Here is a 17,596-nt window from a genome sequence, read left to right on the forward strand (position 1 = left end):
TAACTACCCTTTGATCGCGGAAGTCAGAGAGCTAATATTTTCCTCCATCCAATCAAGGTAGTTGGAGTCGTCGGTGATGGTTTCGCGGAAGTCTACCACCGCCACTTTCCCGGTTTCGGCGTTTGAACGAAGTGCCGTGGTTTCAGGCCCTTCGGTCTGCACGTTGTAGGCCAGTACATCCAGTTCTCCAGCGCTAAGCGTGTCACTCAGTGCCTTAAGCGTCAGTGGTGCAATCCCTTCACCGGCCTCGACCGCTTCACTCAGTCCGGCAGGTGTTTTATTTTCCATTCCTGCATCCTCCAGCAAATGGAATGGAACCGGCTCGGTCATGGCGTAGCTACGATTATCGAGCTTCGCAGATGCGAGCTGATCTTGTAGCCCGCTTATTCCTTCCGAGAAGCTTTCAGCATTGGCTTTGAAGGTCTCGGCGTTTTGCGGGTCGGCCTCTCCAAGCTCGGTAGCCAAGATGGCGGCGAGGGCATCCATGGAGTCCAGGTCGTACCAAATATGTTCGTTGTATTCCGCGTGATCATGTCCAGCATGCTCTTCGCCTTCATGTTCAGCGTGCTCTTCGCCTTCATGATCAGCAGGCTCTTCGCCTTCATGCTCAGCCGCCACCGGCGAGGAGTCCACCGCATGGATCAGGTGCACTTGATCAGCCTCAGGGGCCGGCAAAGATGAAACCAGCGAGTCCATGAACTGGTCATAGCCGCCGCCGTTAGCCAATACGATCGAGGCCTTGGACACGGTGAGCTTGTCGCGTGCGGTTGGCTCATAAGAGTGCGGGTCCTGCGCCGTAGAGGTGATGATTTCTGTGACTTCCACATGCTCGCCACCGATAGCCCGAGCGATCTGCCCGTACACATTCATCGTCGTAACTAGCTCAACTTTGCCACCGGCAGCTGGATCCTCAGTGCCCCGCGCCTCGGCGGTAGAATTTGCTGAGCATCCTGCCAGCAGTAGACCGGTCAGCGGGATCGCTACCAATGAGGCCATCATTCCACGGTTTTTCATCTATTAGTCTCCATTCACCCAGCACGCTATTGAGAACTATTCTACATTACATTTGAGAATCATTCGCACTTAGCTTTGCTCGGCGTCCGAGCGGCACGCTACCTTTACCGTGCGCACCGCCGGTCCCGGTGGCCTTGACGACAACCACAGCGATAGCCGTCGTGACCGGGATTGCGAGTACCAATCCGATGGAGCCAATGAGGATTCTAATGACCTCCTCCGCCATTGAGCCGGAACTCAGGGTAGTCCCGAAGCTTTGATCACTTAGTGCTGCGATAGCCAGGATCGGAAGTGCCGCACCGGCATAGGCGAAGGCGATCGTGTACACAGTCGAGGCGATGTGATCGCGTCCGATACGCATGCCCTTGAAGAACAGTTCTCTGGCTGAAGCATGCGGAGCGGTCTCTGCCAACTCCCAAACCGTCGCGGATTGGGTGATGGTGACGTCGTTGAGCACACCCATGCCGCCCACCAGCAGGCCACAGATCAGCAGGCCGGGAAGCGATATTTGCGGCACTACGGTGGACAGCGTCATCGCATGTTCATCGTTGGCACCGGTGAGCGCCGCGGCATCTGTCAACCACACCGCCAAACCGGCTGTCACCGCTAAGCCAAAGAGCGTTCCGAGCAATGCCGTAGAGGTTTTCGCGTTGAGCCCATGGGCGAAATACAACGCCACGAACATGATCGCGGTGGAACCCGTCAGCGCAATCAGCACGGGATTCCCGCCCTCCAGCAATGCAGGCACCATGAAAATGATCATGAACGCGATACCACCGACGAGCCCAATGACCGCGCGTGCGCCACGCCAGCCAGCTACCAGTACCACTACCAGCCCATAAGCCACGGCCAGCAGAGCCATCGGCAAGGTACGTATGAAATCCACGAAGACATAGGGGCTTCCGCTGCCCGAGTCGACGCTTGACAGGTCCAAATACCGAATCTGGTCACCGGCTCGCGCCTCACGTGAATGCAGGGTCTCAGGTGGAATCTCCAGCTGAATTTCAGCCCCTCCACTATCTGGCATCAGGTAGGTGACGTTGCATTCAAGCGTTTTGCCTCCGACGTCTTCAAGCCCGATGCTAGAGGGACAGTCCTCGATCAAAGATCTAGTCACGGTGCCCACTTGCATGCTCGCGCCACCGGTTGTCTCCATCGCTCCGTTCAAGGCAAAGCGATCGTAGTTGCCCTGCGGCCAGAGCGCGATGACCATGATCAGAGCGAGCGCACCAACTGGAGCGAGCAAGGCCCACAGGATAATGGATGCTCGGCGTCGGCGGCTTGGGTCTTGCAAAATCGGCTGATCGTGATGGTGATGCCCCACGTGCGGTGTACTCCTCAAAGGAATTTTCAGAACTCGTCGCGCCCAAGTCTAGCTAGCCAACCTGTACTCCCGGTAAAGAACACCCCTAAAGGATGATCCAACAAATCCTCCGCAAGGTTCATACCTAAAAGGCCTGTTCGGGGCCAAAATTGTAATATGAGCATGTCAGAGATTGATGGGTCCTTACCCAACGAAGAAAGCGCAGATGAGCCTCGGTACGAGTTCCATCGGCTGATGCGCCGGGACCCGAAGTATGCGTGGTGGCGTCCGTTAGCGCTGTTGGGAACGGCCACAGGTTTCTACCTTGTGGCAGTTGCCATCTTGCTCATTGGCCTCATGATTCTGCTCTTCAGCTCAATGGGGTCGCAACTCGATGAGCCTAGCAGTCCGGTGATGATGGCTTTTGAGAGCACGAACATGGCCGACCCTGCGGTCTTCCTATTCACTATGCTCTCGCTCATCGCACTGATACCGGTAGCGTACTTCGCTTATTTGCTGCTCGGTCCCAAGCCAGTGGGACTTCTGGTCTCGGTGGCCGGCAAGATCCGCTGGAAATGGTTGGGGCTGTGCACCGGGATTGCGGTAGGGCTCTATACAATTTATTTCGGGATTAGCTTGGGCATCGAAGCCGCTGGTCTCGTGGCTCCGACGAATGTTCCCGCCGAGAACCTTCCAGCAAATCCACTCTTCTTCGCTTTGCTCGTGGTGCTGCTTGTGCCGTTCCAGGCAGCGGCCGAGGAAATCGTCTTCCGCGGGATGCTGATGCAGACCATTGGCAGCTGGCTTAAACATCCGTTGTTCGCAATTTTGCTTCCGGTGCCGCTGTTCACCGCTGGACATTTGTACGATATTTATGGGCTTCTCGACGTGGCATTCTTTGCCATAGCCGCAGGCTACCTCACCTGGCGGACCGGTGGGTTGGAAGCAGCCATCGCGATGCACGTGATCAACAACGTGGGCTTGTTCCTGCTCGCTGCGGCCGGCGCGGTTGATGTCAATGCCACGCAATCCACGCTGTCTAACCTGCTGACTTCGATAGCGTTCACCGCGCTAGTTACCTATATCCTGCTTTGGGTCGCCAAGCGACGAGGTATCGAGAGAACTGCCGGGCCCGCACCGAAAGACCGTGCGCCACAGCTGTTGCAGCCTTGGCCGATGGCCTATCCACAAATTCCGCCCACGCAGGCATACTGGGCTCCTCCCACCGGGCAGAGCGGTTCGGCCTACCCTCCGGCTCAGCCACCGCAGGGAAACTACCCCAATCCCAGCCAGCCGGGCACGAACCCAAACGACCCTAACAAGCCAAACCCATAGCCTGAACCACGATTAAAAGCTTCGCCGGTGTGAACGCATAGTGCGCTCTCACCGGCGAAGCTTTTCTGATTATTAGGACTTGGCCCAGCGTAGCAAGGCCGCGATGCCTGCACCGTCCGGAAGGATCGAGTCAGGAACGTAGCGGATCGTTGCATCCGTCAACGCTGTCGCCCGAAGAAGCACCTCTGGAGCTGGCCACTGTCCCATTACCAGGTCCGAGTGATCGTCTCCTTCTTCATGAGCGATCCAAGGTTCTGCGGACAACGCCCGCAGGGTGTGTTCATCTTGATACTGACCTACCAGCACCACCTCGGCCTGAGCGGATTGAAGCGCTGCCACGACCTCGGCAAGGCCCACCGCCAGTTGTGCTCGACCGTTGCCGGCCTGAGCCGACACTCGCTTCTCTAGCTCCGCTACCGCTTCCGCGTGCGTATCGGAAACCAGCTGCGAAATGCGATCGTCAACTTGCTTGGTATCTGCGCCACCGGTACGTGTGTGAGCATCCAGGACCTCGACATACGGTTTGAGCGCCACCGGGAGCATCCCGGCAATGGCCTCTCGTGATTTTACGTCGCCGGAAAGCACGATGAGCCTGATGTAGGTGTCCTTGGACATTTCGGTGATCAATTCCGCTACTTCTTCGGCGTTGCGTCGCGCCATCTCGTCAGCTGCGGATTGGTTCTTTGGCTGGTCATACTCACCTGGCACCTTTCGTGCATGGTGAGTTTCTTCCGGTGATCCCACAATGCCGCGACTGCCCACTCGCTCCGGGGACGTGGTGTTGTATAGGTGCACTTCTCCGCCATCGCGCCCAACCTCGGCGACGAGGTAGGAAAATGCGCCACCTCGGGCCCTAGCTAACGCGGTGAAGTTAGGAAATGGTCCAACATCCACGGCAGCGGATTCGACTTTCAACCCTGGAATGAGTTCGTTGAGCACCACCGCTCCGTCATGGACTGCTATGAATCGGGCTACCGGTGCACGAAGCCCCTTCGCCGATTCCAAAGCCCCCGTGACAGCTTCAACATCATTGATGCTGGCTTGCTGGCTTTTCAGTAGTTTGGCCACTTCTCCCGGCAATCGGTCAGCTGCTTCGTGCGCCGCGGTGGTTCCCAATGATGCATCCACTAAAGCGGTGCACCACGAACCATTTTCCCGATAAAGCGAAGCGTCGATTCCATTAGAATCCGCGCGTAGTGCCATGCTGACTCCCTTCCGCACATGACCTCTGGTCACCGTGCGACTAGCTCCGTGTGACTAACCTAACACCGCGCGTCGATAGCCGGAAGAGCAAAGCACAAAGATCGCTTGGGTTAACCCCAAATAGCCACCCGACCTAAGTTTTTTACCAGCGCCCACGCCAATATTGCGCAGGATGCGACTTGCTAGCGCCTAAGGCCTGGGCCGCACGGTTTGGCCATTGTGGGTCGCCCAATGCGGCTCGCCCAATGCATACGCCATCGGCCTGTCCGGTCACCAATATTTGCTCGGCTTGATGCGCTTCGGTAATTCCACCCACGGCGGTCACAAATGCGTCATCTGGCAGCGCCTGCTTAACCGCTTGGGCCAGTGGAACTTGGTATCCGGGGCCACTGGGGCCCTGGAAGGCGCCGATTCCGGCACTGGAAAGGTCAAACGAGCGTACTCCGGCCGCGTAGAGTTCCTCAGTCAGCTTGATGGTGTCGGCAATGCGCCAGCCCTCTTCGACCCAGTCTTCTCCGGAGAGCCGAATGCCCAAGGCCTTGTCTTCGGGCCAGCGGGCGGCGATCGCGTGCACCAGTTCGCGAAGGTAGCGGGTGCGGTTTTCCCAGCTTCCGCCATACTGATCGGTTCGCTTATTCGACAGCGGCGAGAGGAACTGGTGAATCAAGTATCCGTGGGCGGCATGGATTTGAATCATGTCAAAACCTGCCTCATCGGCACGCACTGCCGCGGCTGCCCAAGCTTGGACGGAGTCGGCGATCTGCTCTGCGCTCATTTCGTTCGCTGGCTTCAGTCCGTAAAGTTCGCTCGGCGTGGAGGTGACCGTGTCCCACCCACCCTCGGATACAGGAATACTTCCAGTTTTATTCTCGGCTTCAAGCTCCTGAAGCCAGCCGTAGGTCGAGGCCTTCGCCCCGGCGTGAGCTAGCTGGATTGCCACAGCGGCTCCGTGCGAGTGCACATATTCGTTGACGCGTGCCCACGATTGAACCTGCTCGTCGTTCCAGATTCCGGCATCACGATCCGAGATGCGGCCCTCGGGAACCACCGCCGAAGCTTCGGTGACTATCAGCGAAAATCCACCATGTGCCATCGAGCCGAGGTGCACTAATTGCCAGTCGGTTGGCACCCCGTCCGTCTTGTCAACGGCGTACTGGCACATCGGTGGCAGCACGACCCTGTTGCGCAGGGTCAGACCCGCTCCGCGTCGAGTTGGGATGGTGACTGGTGTGAACAATTTGCTTAGAGGCATATCTATTGTGACGCTGTAAGGGCGAGTATTATTCCAACGGACTATGCGCCGTGAGCTAGGACACGCTAATTTCCGAGTACAGCCATGGCCACGCTGAAGTACACGATCAGCCCAGTTGCGTCCACGAATGTTGAGATAAACGGATTCGAGAAGACCGCGGGATCGACTTTCAACCATTTGCCGATAATTGGCATAATCCCGCCGACTCCTGCCGCAATCGTGCACAGCGCGACCAATGTGATTCCGATAATCAGTGCGATGGACACACCGAAGATGAGTCCGGCCAATGCAAACCCAAGAGTTCCCAGGCATAATCCGAGGATGAGGCCCACACAAAGTTCGCGCAGCATCACCTTGCCGAGGTCCCCCACGCGGACGTCACCCATGGCGATGGCGCGGGTGACCGTGGTCGCTGCCTGATTACCGGTGTTCCCTCCGATGCCGACGATCAGCGGGATGAACAAACTGAGCACCACCATCGATTCGAGGGTTTCCTCAAAATTCGAAAGCACCTGCACCGTAAGGCTTGCCCCGACCGCAAGAACCAACAGCCATACGATGCGGCTTTTAACCAGCGAGCCCACAGCGGTGCTCAAGTAAGGCCGCCGTAGTGGTTCGGCACCGGATCCTCGCGCGGCCCGTTCTTCGTCGGCCGTGGCGAGAACCGAGATCGCGTCGGCGGAGCTGAAGACTCCGACAACGCGCTGTTCGGAATCCACCACCGGGATCAGCAGTTCCTTGCTCAGCACTACTTGGCGCGCCGCCTCGGTTGCGGACTCCTCGGCGCTCAGGCCATAGCCAGTGGTGAGCAGCTCGGATACCTGCTGATCCTTGTCGGCGGCCAAGAGCTCGCGAAGTGAAACCACCCCGAGCAAGCGGCGCGTTTCATCTGTGACTACCAGCGTGTAGATGCTCTCGGCGCTGTCCAGTTGACCATGCACCCTTTGCAGGCTTTCGGCAACGCTCAACGAGGGGCGGGTCGTGACAAAGTAAGGATTCATCAGGTGTCCCACTACCCCTGCACGATAGCCGAGCAGCACGTTGACCTCGTCGCGTTGTTCCGGTGCCAGACCTCGTATCAGTTTCGCCGCAAGTTGGGCAGGTAGTTCATCGAGCAGAGCCACGCGATCATCGCTTGCCATCTTGGCGAAGGTTTCGCTAACCGTGTCTTGCTGCAAGGTGCCAACCAATTCAACTTGGATTGAAGGGTCTAGGCGTTCGAAAACCTCCAGGGCCTGATCCTTGGCGAGCAACCGGTATACAATTGCCATGTCTTTTGCCGGCAGACGGTGTAGCTGCTGGAGGGTTTGCGGCAAGCTCAGTCCCCGCAGCAAGACTGCAAGCCCGTTGAGATCCTGCGAGTCGAGGTGAGCCTGGATCAGCGATGAAATAGTGGAGAAGTCGACTTCTTTGGAAATGTGCATGGTTATCAGCCCAAACGGTGAATTGGCGCATTATTCCGGGGATACAAGCGAATTTCTGACTAGGCTCGCCCACCAAGAATCGGGTGAGAAGTCACTTAGAATTCGTTTGCGGAAATCATGCGTGAAGGAAGGAGTTGAAGCACGACTCTCCCAAGCTCACTCTCCGCTACACAGTCCTCGGCGTGTAGCTCAGCGGCTGATATACAGAGGTCGCGTGAACATAGATCGACTAGAACCGTCGTCCATGTAGCTCACCTCCTAGAATCTGTTCGGGCGTGCGCCCAAGAACATTCACCTTAGTTCTATCACCTTATAGCGCAATAGTTGCCATGTGAGCGACAAGATCACATTTGCTAAAAACAAAAAGCGTGCGGTGGACAAGGCCCACCGCACGCTTATTGGAGGTACTGAACTAGCACTCAACCACGTTCACGGCAAGGCCGCCCATCGCAGTTTCCTTGTACTTGTCACTCATATCCTTGCCCGTCTCGCGCATGGTGATGATGACTTCATCCAAGGTGACGTGGTGTTGGCCATCGCCCATCAATGCCATCTTGGCCGCGTTCACCGCCTTGGAAGCTGCAATCGCGTTGCGTTCAATACATGGGATTTGCACTAGGCCGCCGATTGGATCACAGGTCAGTCCAAGATTATGTTCCATGGCGATCTCTGCTGCGTTTTCAACTTGGGCTGGGGTGCCGCCGAGAATTTCGGCCAGTCCACCTGCTGCCATCGATGAGGCGGAACCGACTTCACCTTGGCAGCCGACCTCGGCGCCGGAAATCGATGCCTGTTCCTTGTACAGAACGCCAACGGCTCCAGCGGTGAGCAAGAAGCGAACCACTGCGTCGTCCTTTTCCTCTTTGTTCCAGTACTTGGCGCCTGGCGCATAGTGGGTTGCGTAGAACAGGACCGCCGGAATGATGCCCGCGGCACCGTTGGTTGGAGCCGTTACGACTCGACCACCCGAAGCATTTTCCTCATTGACGGCCAGCGCGACGAGGTTGATCCATTCCTGCCAGTAGACCGGATCGCGATCTTTGTCTTCCTTGCGCAAGCGTTCGTGCCATTCGGGGGCGCGTCGGCGAACCTTCAAGCCTCCGGGAAGAACGCCAGTGCGTTCTAGCGACGCTTCCTTGCACTGTTCCATGACCTCGTAAATGTGCACGAGGCCAGAGCGGATTTCCTCCCGGGTACGGAAGGTTTCCTCATTGGCCATCATAATCTCGGAAATCGATTTTCCGGTATTCTCCGAATGCTCCATCAAACGAGCAGCGGTAGTAAAGGGATACGGCTGCTGCTTGACCTTTTCTTCGATATTCTTCTCGATGCGTTCTTCGGCGCCTTCGCGGACAATAAAACCGCCACCGACGGAGAAGAACGTTTCGTTGAGCAGTTCTGTGCCAGCTGCATCCAAAGCTATGAACTTCACGCCATTGGTGTGACGCGGCAGGACCGTCAACGGGTGCTGAATCATGTCGCTGACCTTGTAATTCAGATCCTTGTGCACATCCAACCGAGATCCGAGACGAAGGATACCGGTGGTCTCCATCTGGGCCAGACGCTCATCGACCTGTGTCGGGAGAATGGCCTCTGGTTCGAAGCCCTCCAGTCCGAGCATAATTGCTGTAAAGGTCCCGTGCCCGCGTCCAGTTGCCGCAAGCGAACCGTACACATCGATGCGCAGGGATTCAAGTGCCTCAATCTTTCCCTCGCGAATGACTTGGGCAATAAATGCGTGCGCCGCACGCATTGGTCCCACGGTGTGGCTGGAGGATGGTCCGATACCAACCGAGAACAGATCGAATACGCTAACCGCCATGACGGTTCACATCCTTAGAACTTGGGGCAATAGGTGATGCTCACACCTAATGAGTGTGTGGTGAGACAGAGAATAGGGTTTTCCCGTCCCCGGTGACGCGCGATATGGGCCTGTTTGGCATTCGCACGAGAGACGAAGGGCCCGGAACGCCATATTTCTGCTTTCCGGGCCCCTCCTCAATTAGAAGCTGTTACTCGGAAACCTTTGCAAGTTCCGGGTACAGCGGGTGCGCCTGCGCAAGGCCCAGAACACGATCCTTCAACTCAGGCAACACACCAGTATTACCATCAGCACCAGCAATCAACGTCTGCGCAATAATCTCCGCAACCTCAGCAAACGCAGCCTCAGAAAAACCACGAGTCGCCAACGCCGGAGTACCAATACGCAAACCAGAAGTCACCATCGGCGGACGCGGATCAAACGGCACCGCATTACGATTCACCGTAATCTCCACCTGCGCCAACAAATCCTCAGCCTGCTGGCCATCCAACTCCGAATTACGCAGATCCACAAGCACCAAATGCACATCGGTGCCACCAGTCAACACACTGATGCCCTTGGCAGCCACATCAGCCTGAGTCAAACGCTCAGCCAAAATCCGCGACCCAGCCAACGTCCGCTCCTGACGCTCCTTGAACTCCTGTGAGGCAGCAATCTTGAAGGCCACCGCCTTACCAGCAATCACATGCTCCAACGGACCACCCTGCTGACCAGGGAACACCGCCGAATTGATCTTCTTGGCAATATCAGCATCATTAGTCAAAATAATGCCACCCCGAGGACCAGCAAGAGTCTTATGCGTGGTCGAAGTGACCACATGCGCGTGAGGCACCGGCGAAGGGTGCAAACCAGCAGCAACCAGACCAGCAAAGTGCGCCATATCCACGAACAAGTACGCGCCGACCTTGTCAGCGATCTCGCGGAAACGAGCGAAGTCCAGCTGACGAGGATACGCAGACCAACCAGCCACAATCATCTTCGGCTGGCTCTCCACAGCAAGGCGTTCGACCTCGTCCATGTCGACCTCGTAGGTCTCTTCGTTCACACCGTAAGGAACGATGTTGAACAAACGACCCGAGAAGTTGATCTTCATCCCGTGAGTCAGGTGACCACCGTGAGCCAAATTCAGGCCCATCACGGTATCGCCCGGGCGAACCAAGGCATGGAACACCGAAGCGTTAGCCTGAGCACCGGAATGCGGCTGAACGTTCGCGAACTCCGCACCGAACAGTGCCTTCAAACGGTCGATAGCCAGCGTCTCAACAACGTCAACCTCTTCACACCCACCGTAGTAACGGCGGCCCGGATAGCCTTCGGCGTACTTGTTAGTCAGCACCGAACCCTGCGCCTGCATCACTGCCTGCGCAGTGTGGTTCTCCGACGCGATCATTTCCAAGCCACGCTGCTGACGCGCCAACTCGGCATCGATACGCTGCGCAATCTCTGGATCAAGCTCCGCCAGCGACTGCGTCAACGACGCAGGGGCCAGGGATTCAAAAGTCTTATTGCTCATTACTCGACGTTTCCACCGTTCGCGCTGGCGTAGTCTGCGGCCGTAAGCAACGGACCTTCGGACTCAACTTCAACGGTGAACAGCCAGCCGTTGCCGTATGGGTCTTCGTTCAGGATTGCAGGGTTGTCCACTGCTTCCTGGTTGACCTCAACGATGGTGCCGGTCACTGGCGAGTACAGGTCGGAAACCGACTTCGTGGACTCGACTTCGCCACAGGTCTCGCCTGCGGTGACGGTGTCGCCAACTTCTGGCAGGTCAACGTAGACCACGTCGCCAAGTGCGTCGGCAGCAATCTGGGTGATGCCGATCTTGGCTGGTGATGCTGCATCGATCCACTCGTGCTCGGCCGAGTAGCGCAACGATGAAAGAACTTTACTCACGATAATTCCTCTCCCAAGGGGAATGGTGGGTGTCTTACGAACACCCGCTTATGTTAAACGTTACTTGGCTCGGGTGTAGAACGGCAGTTCTACGACCACAAATGGCAAAGTCTTGCCACGGAGATCGACATCTAGCTCGGTTCCCACTTCACTAAACGCGACATCTACGTAACCTAGGGCTACCGGGTAACCCAAAGTTGGTGATGGCTGGCCGGAGGTGATTTCACCAATGGTCTCCCCATCCTTGACGATGGCGTATCCGCCACGACCTGCGCGCTTGCCCAGGCCCTTCAGGCCCACCAGCTTGCGGGCTGGAGTCTGTCCGCGCAGGGCTTCAAGAGCTTCGCGACCGACAAAGTTCTCGGTCTTCTTGAAGGACACCACTGGACCGAATCCTGCATCAAATGGGGTGCGCTCAATGGAAAGCTCGTTGCCGTAGAGCGGCATGCCAGCTTCTAGGCGCAGCGAGTCACGCGAAGCCAGACCGCAAGGGACCAGTTCGTGATCCTTGCCGGCTGCGACGGTCTTGTCCCAGATGGCGGTGGCATCTTCGTTGGCGATGATGAGCTCAAAGCCGTCTTCGCCGGTGTAGCCGGTGCGTGCAAGCAGCACGTCGATTCCGCCGAGAACTACTTCGATTGCCGCGTAGTAGTTCAGTTCCTTCACGGCGGTCACGGTCTGCTCATCTGCAGCCATGGATACCACGATGGCCTCGGCGTTCGGACCCTGGACTGCGATCAGCGAGGTGCGTGCCGAGGCGTCATCCACCACGACGTCGAATCCTGCTGCGCGTTTGGCCAGTTCGGCCGCCACGACCGGTGCGTTGCCGGCATTCGGCACGACCAAGAAGCGTTCTTCGCCGAGGCGGTAGACGATCAAGTCGTCAATGATCTTGCCCGCTTCATTGAGGATCAGCGAGTACTTCGCCTTGCCGACCTTCATGACGGACAGGTTGCCTGCCAGCGCGGTGTTCAGTGCCTCGCCGGCCTGTGGACCGGTGAGCCAAACCTCCCCCATGTGGGAAAGGTCGAACAGGCCTGCGGTGGAACGCACTGCGTTGTGCTCTGCAAGTTCCGAACCATACTTCAGGGGCATATCCCAGCCGCCAAAGTCGGTGAACGAAGCGGCTAGCTCGGCATGCTTCTCGTGCAGCGCGGTGTGCTTAATATCGGTGCTGGTCTCAGTCATCACGATTTCCTAGTCTTCGAAGGCTTCTGGAGGTGGGCAGGAGCAAATCAGGTTTCGGTCGCCGGCTGCGCCATCGATGCGACCGGTAGCCGGGAAGTACTTGTCGCGCTTGAGGCTGGCAACCGGGAAGGCGGCCTGCTCGACGCTGTACTTGCGATTCCAGTTGCTGGTGATCAGCGCGCTGGCGCTGTGCGGCGCATTGCGCAACGGCGACTCATCGATGGTGTAGACACCTGCGAGCACCTCCTGCATTTCCTGGTGGATGGTGATCATCGCTTCGATGAAGCGCTCAATCTCCTTCAGGTCCTCGGACTCGGTTGGCTCCACCATCAAGGTGCCGGAAACCGGGAAGGATAGCGTTGGCGCGTGGAAACCGAAGTCAATCAAGCGCTTGGCTACGTCTTCTGCGGTCACCCCGGTTTTTGCTGTCAGTTCACGCAGGTCCAAGATGCACTCGTGTGCAACGAGGGACTTATTGCCGGTGAAAAGGATCGGGAAGTACTCGTTCAGGCGCTTGGCAATGTAGTTCGCGTTCAGGATCGCGGTCTTGGTTGCTTCAGTCAGACCGTCGCCACCCATCATCGCGATGTAGGCCCAGGAGATGGGCAGCACGCCGGCCGAACCGAATGCGGTGGACACTACTGGCACGCCGTCGCGTTCGGTGTAGGTGCCCGAAGCATCGCCTGGCAGGAATGGAACGAGGTGCTCGGCGACGCCGATCGGGCCTACGCCCGGTCCGCCACCGCCGTGCGGGATGCAGAAGGTCTTATGCAGGTTCAGGTGGCTGACGTCGCCGCCGAACTGGCCCGGCTGAGCCAGGCCAACCAGGGCGTTCATGTTCGCACCGTCGATGTAGACCTGTCCGCCAGCGGCGTGGATCTTGTCGCAGACCTCGCGCACGTCGGCGTCGTAGACACCGTGGGTGGACGGGTAGGTGATCATGATGGCCGACAGGACGTCCTTATTTGCCTCGATCTTGGCATCCAGGTCGTTTGCGTCGATGGTGCCGTCCGCTGCGGTCTTCACCACGACGACCTTCATCCCTGCAAGCACAGCGGAAGCCGCGTTGGTGCCGTGGGCCGAAGCCGGGATCAGGCAGACGTTGCGCTGGCCTTCGCCGCGTGAAGCATGGTAGCCGGAGATGGCAAGCAAGCCGGAGTATTCGCCCTGCGAGCCGGCGTTCGGCTGGATCGAGACCCCTGCGTAACCGGTGATGGTGGTCAACCGGCCTTCGAGGTCGGTGATCAGTTCGCGCCAGCCGATGGACTGCTCTGCGGGAACGTAGGGGTGGATCGTGGCGAACTCTGGCCAGGTGATGGATTCCATCTCGGCGGCGGAGTTCAGCTTCATGGTGCACGAGCCCAGTGGGATCATGGTGCGGTCCAACGCCAGGTCGCGGTCCGAGAGGCGACGCAGGTAGCGCATCATCTGGGTCTCGGAGGTGATGGTATTGAAGATCGGGTGGGTCATGTAGGCGCTGGTGCGGACCTGCGCCTCGGGGATGTCGAAGCCCTCCGGAACGCTGAGCTCAACTCCGAAGACCTCAACCAGGGTGCGGACGGTGTCCGCGGTGGTTGCCTCATCGGTGGAGATGCCCACCTGGGTCTCGGAAACCTTGCGCAGGTTGATGCCCGCGTCGACCGCCTTGGAAATGATTGCTGCGGCGTTCTCGACGTTGACAACTACGGTGTCGAAGAAGGAGTCGCTGGCCAAGGTCAAGCCGCCGGAAACCAGCGAGCTGGCAATGACGCGAGCGTGGTTGTGCGCCCGGGTGGCAATCTGCTTCAGGCCCGCTGGGCCGTGGTAGACCGCGTACATCGAGGCGCAAATGGCCAGCAGTGCCTGTGCGGTACAAATGTTGGAAGTGGCCTTCTCGCGGCGGATGTGCTGCTCGCGAGTCTGCAATGCCAAACGGTAGGCAGTGGTGCCAGCGTCGTCGCTGGAAACCCCTACCAGGCGGCCCGGCATCGAGCGCTGCAGCCCTTCGCCCACGGCGAGGTAGGCTGCGTGCGGTCCACCGAAGAACAGTGGAACGCCGAAGCGCTGGGTGTTGCCCACTGCGATATCCGCGCCCTGTTCACCGGGAGGGGTGATCATGGTCAGCGAGAGCAGATCGGCGATGACAGTGACCATCGCGCCGGCGTCCTTGGCGGCGGCGATGATCTGCTTGTGGTCGGCAATCGAACCGTCGTTGCCTGGCTGCTGGAGCACGATTCCGGAGATATCGCCTTCTGGCAGGCCCTGGGACAGATCAACAACTTCGACTTCGAAGCCGAGAGCGTCGGCGCGGCCCTCAATGACCTTGATGGTCTGCGGGAAGATGTTCGAGTCCAGCACGGTCTTGCCGCTGGCCTTCTTCTTGTTCGAACGGCGCATCATCAGCACGGCTTCGGCTGCGGATGAGGACTCATCGAGCATCGAGGCGTTGGCGATAGGCAAGCCGGTCAGATCCATGACCATGGTCTGGAAATTCAGAAGCGCTTCGAGGCGACCCTGAGAAATTTCTGGCTGGTACGGGGTGTAGGCGGTGTACCAGGCTGGGTTTTCCACGATGTTGCGGCGAATCACCGGTGGCGTGATGGTGTCGTAGAAGCCCTGACCGATCATCTGGGTTTTCATCACGTTTTTGGACGCCAAGTTGCGCAGGTGAGCCAAAGCTTCGGTTTCACTCAGTGCAGCAGGAAGATCCAGTGCCGCACCCTGGCGGATGTCAGCCGGAACTGCGGTGTCGATCAGCTCATTGAGGCTGGAGTATCCCAGCGTCTGGAGCATATGGTTTACATCGTCCGGACGTGGGCCGATGTGGCGGGACACGAATTCGCTACTCGTGGATGCCGATGTCTGCGTAATAGTCATGGTGCAGTTATCTCCAGGGGGATCTGTCTTGGCGCACGCCAAAGGAAGGTCTCTGTCCCTCCCCATCCCTGTTGCATAACCTGAGAGTTTTACGCAACCGACCTACGAAGCCGGGTGCCTGCACCTTCGGTGAACCGGAACGGGCCGGTTACTTTCCAGAGTTGCCTCGTGATGGCGGTACGGGTGCCTGAGAGTTTCCTGGGGAGGAATTGCTCCTACGGCGCCCATCCATGGTGTGAACGGGTCTCTCCCGCCATCCGTCGAAGGCTGTGCTGTGGATCTAATGATCCAAAACACATCACCATCGTACCTGCATCACATGTGATCTCCAAGGCCTGCAGTTCGTCTTGGTTCATAAATCAACTTACGCTGAGCGTTTGAGCAAGTTTCACATAGTCCGGATACCTCGGCGGCAGGGAATCTCCCGAGGAGGTGCCCGTCAGCCGACGCTTAATCCAGGGACCCAAATGTTCTTTCAACCAGCCCATATCTTCACGCAGCCGCTCGCCACGGGAATTGACCGGGAGCTCGGGCAGCCCCGGAAGCTTGATCTGCTCGGCCCATTCCGGTTCCACGACGCCATGCTTGCCGAGCAGTTCCAGCACCTTGTGCGCCATCAGCGCGTGGCCGAATTCGTTCATGTGGAGCCGGTCCCCCGCCCAGTAACGCAGGTCTGAAAACTCACGCCAGCGCCAATAATCAGCCACCAGCGCGCCATGAGTGTCGGCGATTTCGCGGATCTTCTCATTGTAAATGGCGGTCCGCGGGCGGGTCTTGTTGAACAACGGCGAATCCACGGTGTCGAACCCGGTGAATAGCACCACGATGCTGCCAGCCTCGGCAAAGCGGCGCACCATTCCTTCATAGCCGCGCATGAGCGCATCTAGATCCGCGCTGGGCCGCAGAATGTCATTACCACCTGCATAGATGGTCACCAGATCGGGTTTTAACGCAAGCCCTGCGTCGAGTTGCTGATTGATGACCTGAGAGATTTTTTTGCCGCGGATGGCAAGATTCGCGTATTGCCAGTCGCCCTGAGTGCCCAGCACTTCGGCAACACGGTCAGCCCAACCGCGCACCCGGTTAGGGCGCACCATGCTGAGATCTCCGACGCCTTCGGTGAAGGAATCCCCTAACGCAAGGAATTTCATTTCGCTCCCTTGGCCAAGATGAGCTGGCGCGCCAGCTGGCTTAGGCGAATACCGGTGGAGATATCCTTTTCTCCCTCATTGCGTGAAGGAATGTAGCCGAAGCCCAGCTGGTAGGCCGGGTCGGCGAAGGCCAGTGACGAGTTCGCCCCGTCATGCCCATAGGCGAAGATCGAGCCGTAGTCCTTGCGTGGCGTGGGCTTCATGAAGCCGACCGCGAAAGCTTGCAACAGGCCGTTGGTGCGGTCCGGGCCGTATACAAGTTCCGTGGAAACCTCGGCCCAGGTATCTGCACTGAGCAGCCCCTCGGAGACGCCCAGAGCCGGCACCGCGCCGAAGGATGCCGCGTAGATCCCGGCGAGCGCCTGGGCGTTGGCTACCGCGCCCATGGATGCCGGTCCGAGTGCACGAACCTGCGGCGAGTTTGCCAGTTCGTGCCAGTTGTACACCGGCCCGGATTCGAGGGCGAAGCCCGAGGTGGAGTTGACCGAGAGTCCAGTGGGCGAGAACGGATCCATGAAGGCCGGCGTTTCTTCAACGGCGGGCAACACCTCGCGGTAGCGTGGTTCAAGCTCTGCACCATGGCCGATGAAGGCATCAACTCCCAACGGCTTGCGGATGCGCTGTTCGTAAACTTCTTTGAGCTCTTGGCCGGTGACCCGGCGTACCAGTTCCTCCATGAGAACGCCCATGGTGATGGCGTGATATCCGACGATATTCTGCCCTTGCGGCCAGATGCTTGGCATGGAGGCTAGTACCTTGGCGTATTCGGCCGAGTTCAGCAGAACGTTGCTCGGCACTCCCCCGGGGACACCGAGCACCCCGGCCTGGTGGCTGAGTACTTCACCGAGGGTCAACCGCTGTTTCCCGCCGGTGGCGAATTCAGGCCAGTAAGTTCCGATGGATTTGGATGGATCGAGCAAACCGTCCTGGATCAGCAAGGCGATTACCAGCGCACCTAGGCCTTTGGTGCAGGAGAAGACACAGGTCACTGCGTCGCCGGCGAGGTGTTCGCCGACAGTGTGGCTGAGCACCAGCTCCCCGCGGTGATAGATCGCCAGCTGGGCCGAGTAGCCTTCCACTTCCGCCGCTTGAGCGTCAAGCACTTCGGCGAGTGGCGCAAAATCTTCTGTAATGACCGAATCCATGAAAATCCTT

Annotated in this window: 13 protein-coding genes and 1 riboswitch; of the genes, 1 reads left to right on the forward strand and 12 read right to left on the reverse strand. The window is 58.3% G+C overall.

The genetic code is table 11. The annotated features are described in order from the left end of the window. Positions 1 to 3 precede the first annotated feature (3 nt). Positions 4 to 1,014, reverse strand: coding sequence for a metal ABC transporter solute-binding protein, Zn/Mn family (locus LG294_RS13945; RefSeq protein WP_404286681.1), 1,011 nt, complete (start codon positions 1,012 to 1,014; stop codon positions 4 to 6). A gap of 46 nt (positions 1,015 to 1,060) precedes the next feature. Beyond that, on the reverse strand, positions 1,061 to 2,338 hold the full coding sequence (locus LG294_RS13950; protein WP_404286683.1) for a YibE/F family protein: 1,278 nt from the start codon (positions 2,336 to 2,338) through the stop codon (positions 1,061 to 1,063). A gap of 156 nt (positions 2,339 to 2,494) precedes the next feature. On the opposite strand from LG294_RS13950, the gene LG294_RS13955 reads away from it, so the two are divergent. Next, a complete protein-coding gene (locus LG294_RS13955; protein WP_404286685.1) occupies positions 2,495 to 3,652 on the forward strand; it encodes a type II CAAX prenyl endopeptidase Rce1 family protein in 1,158 nt (385 codons plus the stop codon). Between the two features lie 72 nt (positions 3,653 to 3,724). Here LG294_RS13955 and LG294_RS13960 read toward each other — a convergent pair whose 3' ends face one another. The 10 genes from LG294_RS13960 to LG294_RS14005 all read right to left on the reverse strand — a co-directional run bounded on the left by LG294_RS13960 (position 3,725) and on the right by LG294_RS14005 (position 17,586). Continuing rightward, the gene (locus tag LG294_RS13960; protein WP_404286687.1) at positions 3,725 to 4,855 is read right to left on the reverse strand and encodes a hypothetical protein; all 1,131 of its coding nucleotides are present in this window, start codon (positions 4,853 to 4,855) and stop codon (positions 3,725 to 3,727) included. A gap of 142 nt (positions 4,856 to 4,997) precedes the next feature. Further along, positions 4,998 to 6,107, reverse strand: coding sequence for a tRNA-dihydrouridine synthase (locus tag LG294_RS13965; RefSeq protein ID WP_404286689.1), 1,110 nt, complete (start codon positions 6,105 to 6,107; stop codon positions 4,998 to 5,000). Between the two features lie 65 nt (positions 6,108 to 6,172). Beyond that, positions 6,173 to 7,531 (reverse strand): magnesium transporter, encoded by a 1,359-nt coding sequence (gene mgtE, locus LG294_RS13970; RefSeq protein ID WP_404286691.1) that lies wholly within the window; start codon positions 7,529 to 7,531, stop codon positions 6,173 to 6,175. Positions 7,532 to 7,943: 412 nt separating this feature from the next. Next, the gene (locus tag LG294_RS13975) at positions 7,944 to 9,353 is read right to left on the reverse strand and encodes an L-serine ammonia-lyase (RefSeq protein WP_404286693.1); all 1,410 of its coding nucleotides are present in this window, start codon (positions 9,351 to 9,353) and stop codon (positions 7,944 to 7,946) included. A gap of 190 nt (positions 9,354 to 9,543) precedes the next feature. Then, complete coding sequence (gene glyA, locus LG294_RS13980; protein ID WP_404286695.1) at positions 9,544 to 10,866, reverse strand: serine hydroxymethyltransferase; 1,323 nt, start codon at positions 10,864 to 10,866, stop codon at positions 9,544 to 9,546. Beyond that, the gene (gene gcvH / locus LG294_RS13985; protein ID WP_404286697.1) at positions 10,866 to 11,246 is read right to left on the reverse strand and encodes a glycine cleavage system protein GcvH; all 381 of its coding nucleotides are present in this window, start codon (positions 11,244 to 11,246) and stop codon (positions 10,866 to 10,868) included. Before gcvH ends, glyA begins: the two co-directional genes overlap by 1 nt. 60 nt (positions 11,247 to 11,306) lie before the next feature. Then, entirely contained in the window at positions 11,307 to 12,434 is a 1,128-nt protein-coding gene (gene gcvT, locus LG294_RS13990) for a glycine cleavage system aminomethyltransferase GcvT (RefSeq protein WP_404286699.1), read from the reverse strand. Between the two features lie 9 nt (positions 12,435 to 12,443). Next, positions 12,444 to 15,290: an aminomethyl-transferring glycine dehydrogenase gene (gcvP, locus tag LG294_RS13995; protein ID WP_404286701.1), complete on the reverse strand. Its 2,847-nt coding sequence runs from the start codon at positions 15,288 to 15,290 to the stop codon at positions 12,444 to 12,446. Positions 15,291 to 15,455: 165 nt separating this feature from the next. Next, positions 15,456 to 15,553: riboswitch (glycine riboswitch) on the reverse strand. 96 nt (positions 15,554 to 15,649) lie between these two features. Continuing rightward, positions 15,650 to 16,441, reverse strand: coding sequence for an SGNH/GDSL hydrolase family protein (locus LG294_RS14000; RefSeq protein WP_404286703.1), 792 nt, complete (start codon positions 16,439 to 16,441; stop codon positions 15,650 to 15,652). After that, entirely contained in the window at positions 16,438 to 17,586 is a 1,149-nt protein-coding gene (locus LG294_RS14005) for a serine hydrolase domain-containing protein (RefSeq protein ID WP_404286705.1), read from the reverse strand. Before LG294_RS14005 ends, LG294_RS14000 begins: the two co-directional genes overlap by 4 nt. Between the last annotated feature and the right edge of the window lie 10 nt (positions 17,587 to 17,596).

It is taken from the genome of Glutamicibacter arilaitensis (genome assembly GCF_044793945.1).
GTDB lineage: Bacteria > Actinomycetota > Actinomycetes > Actinomycetales > Micrococcaceae > Glutamicibacter > Glutamicibacter arilaitensis_B.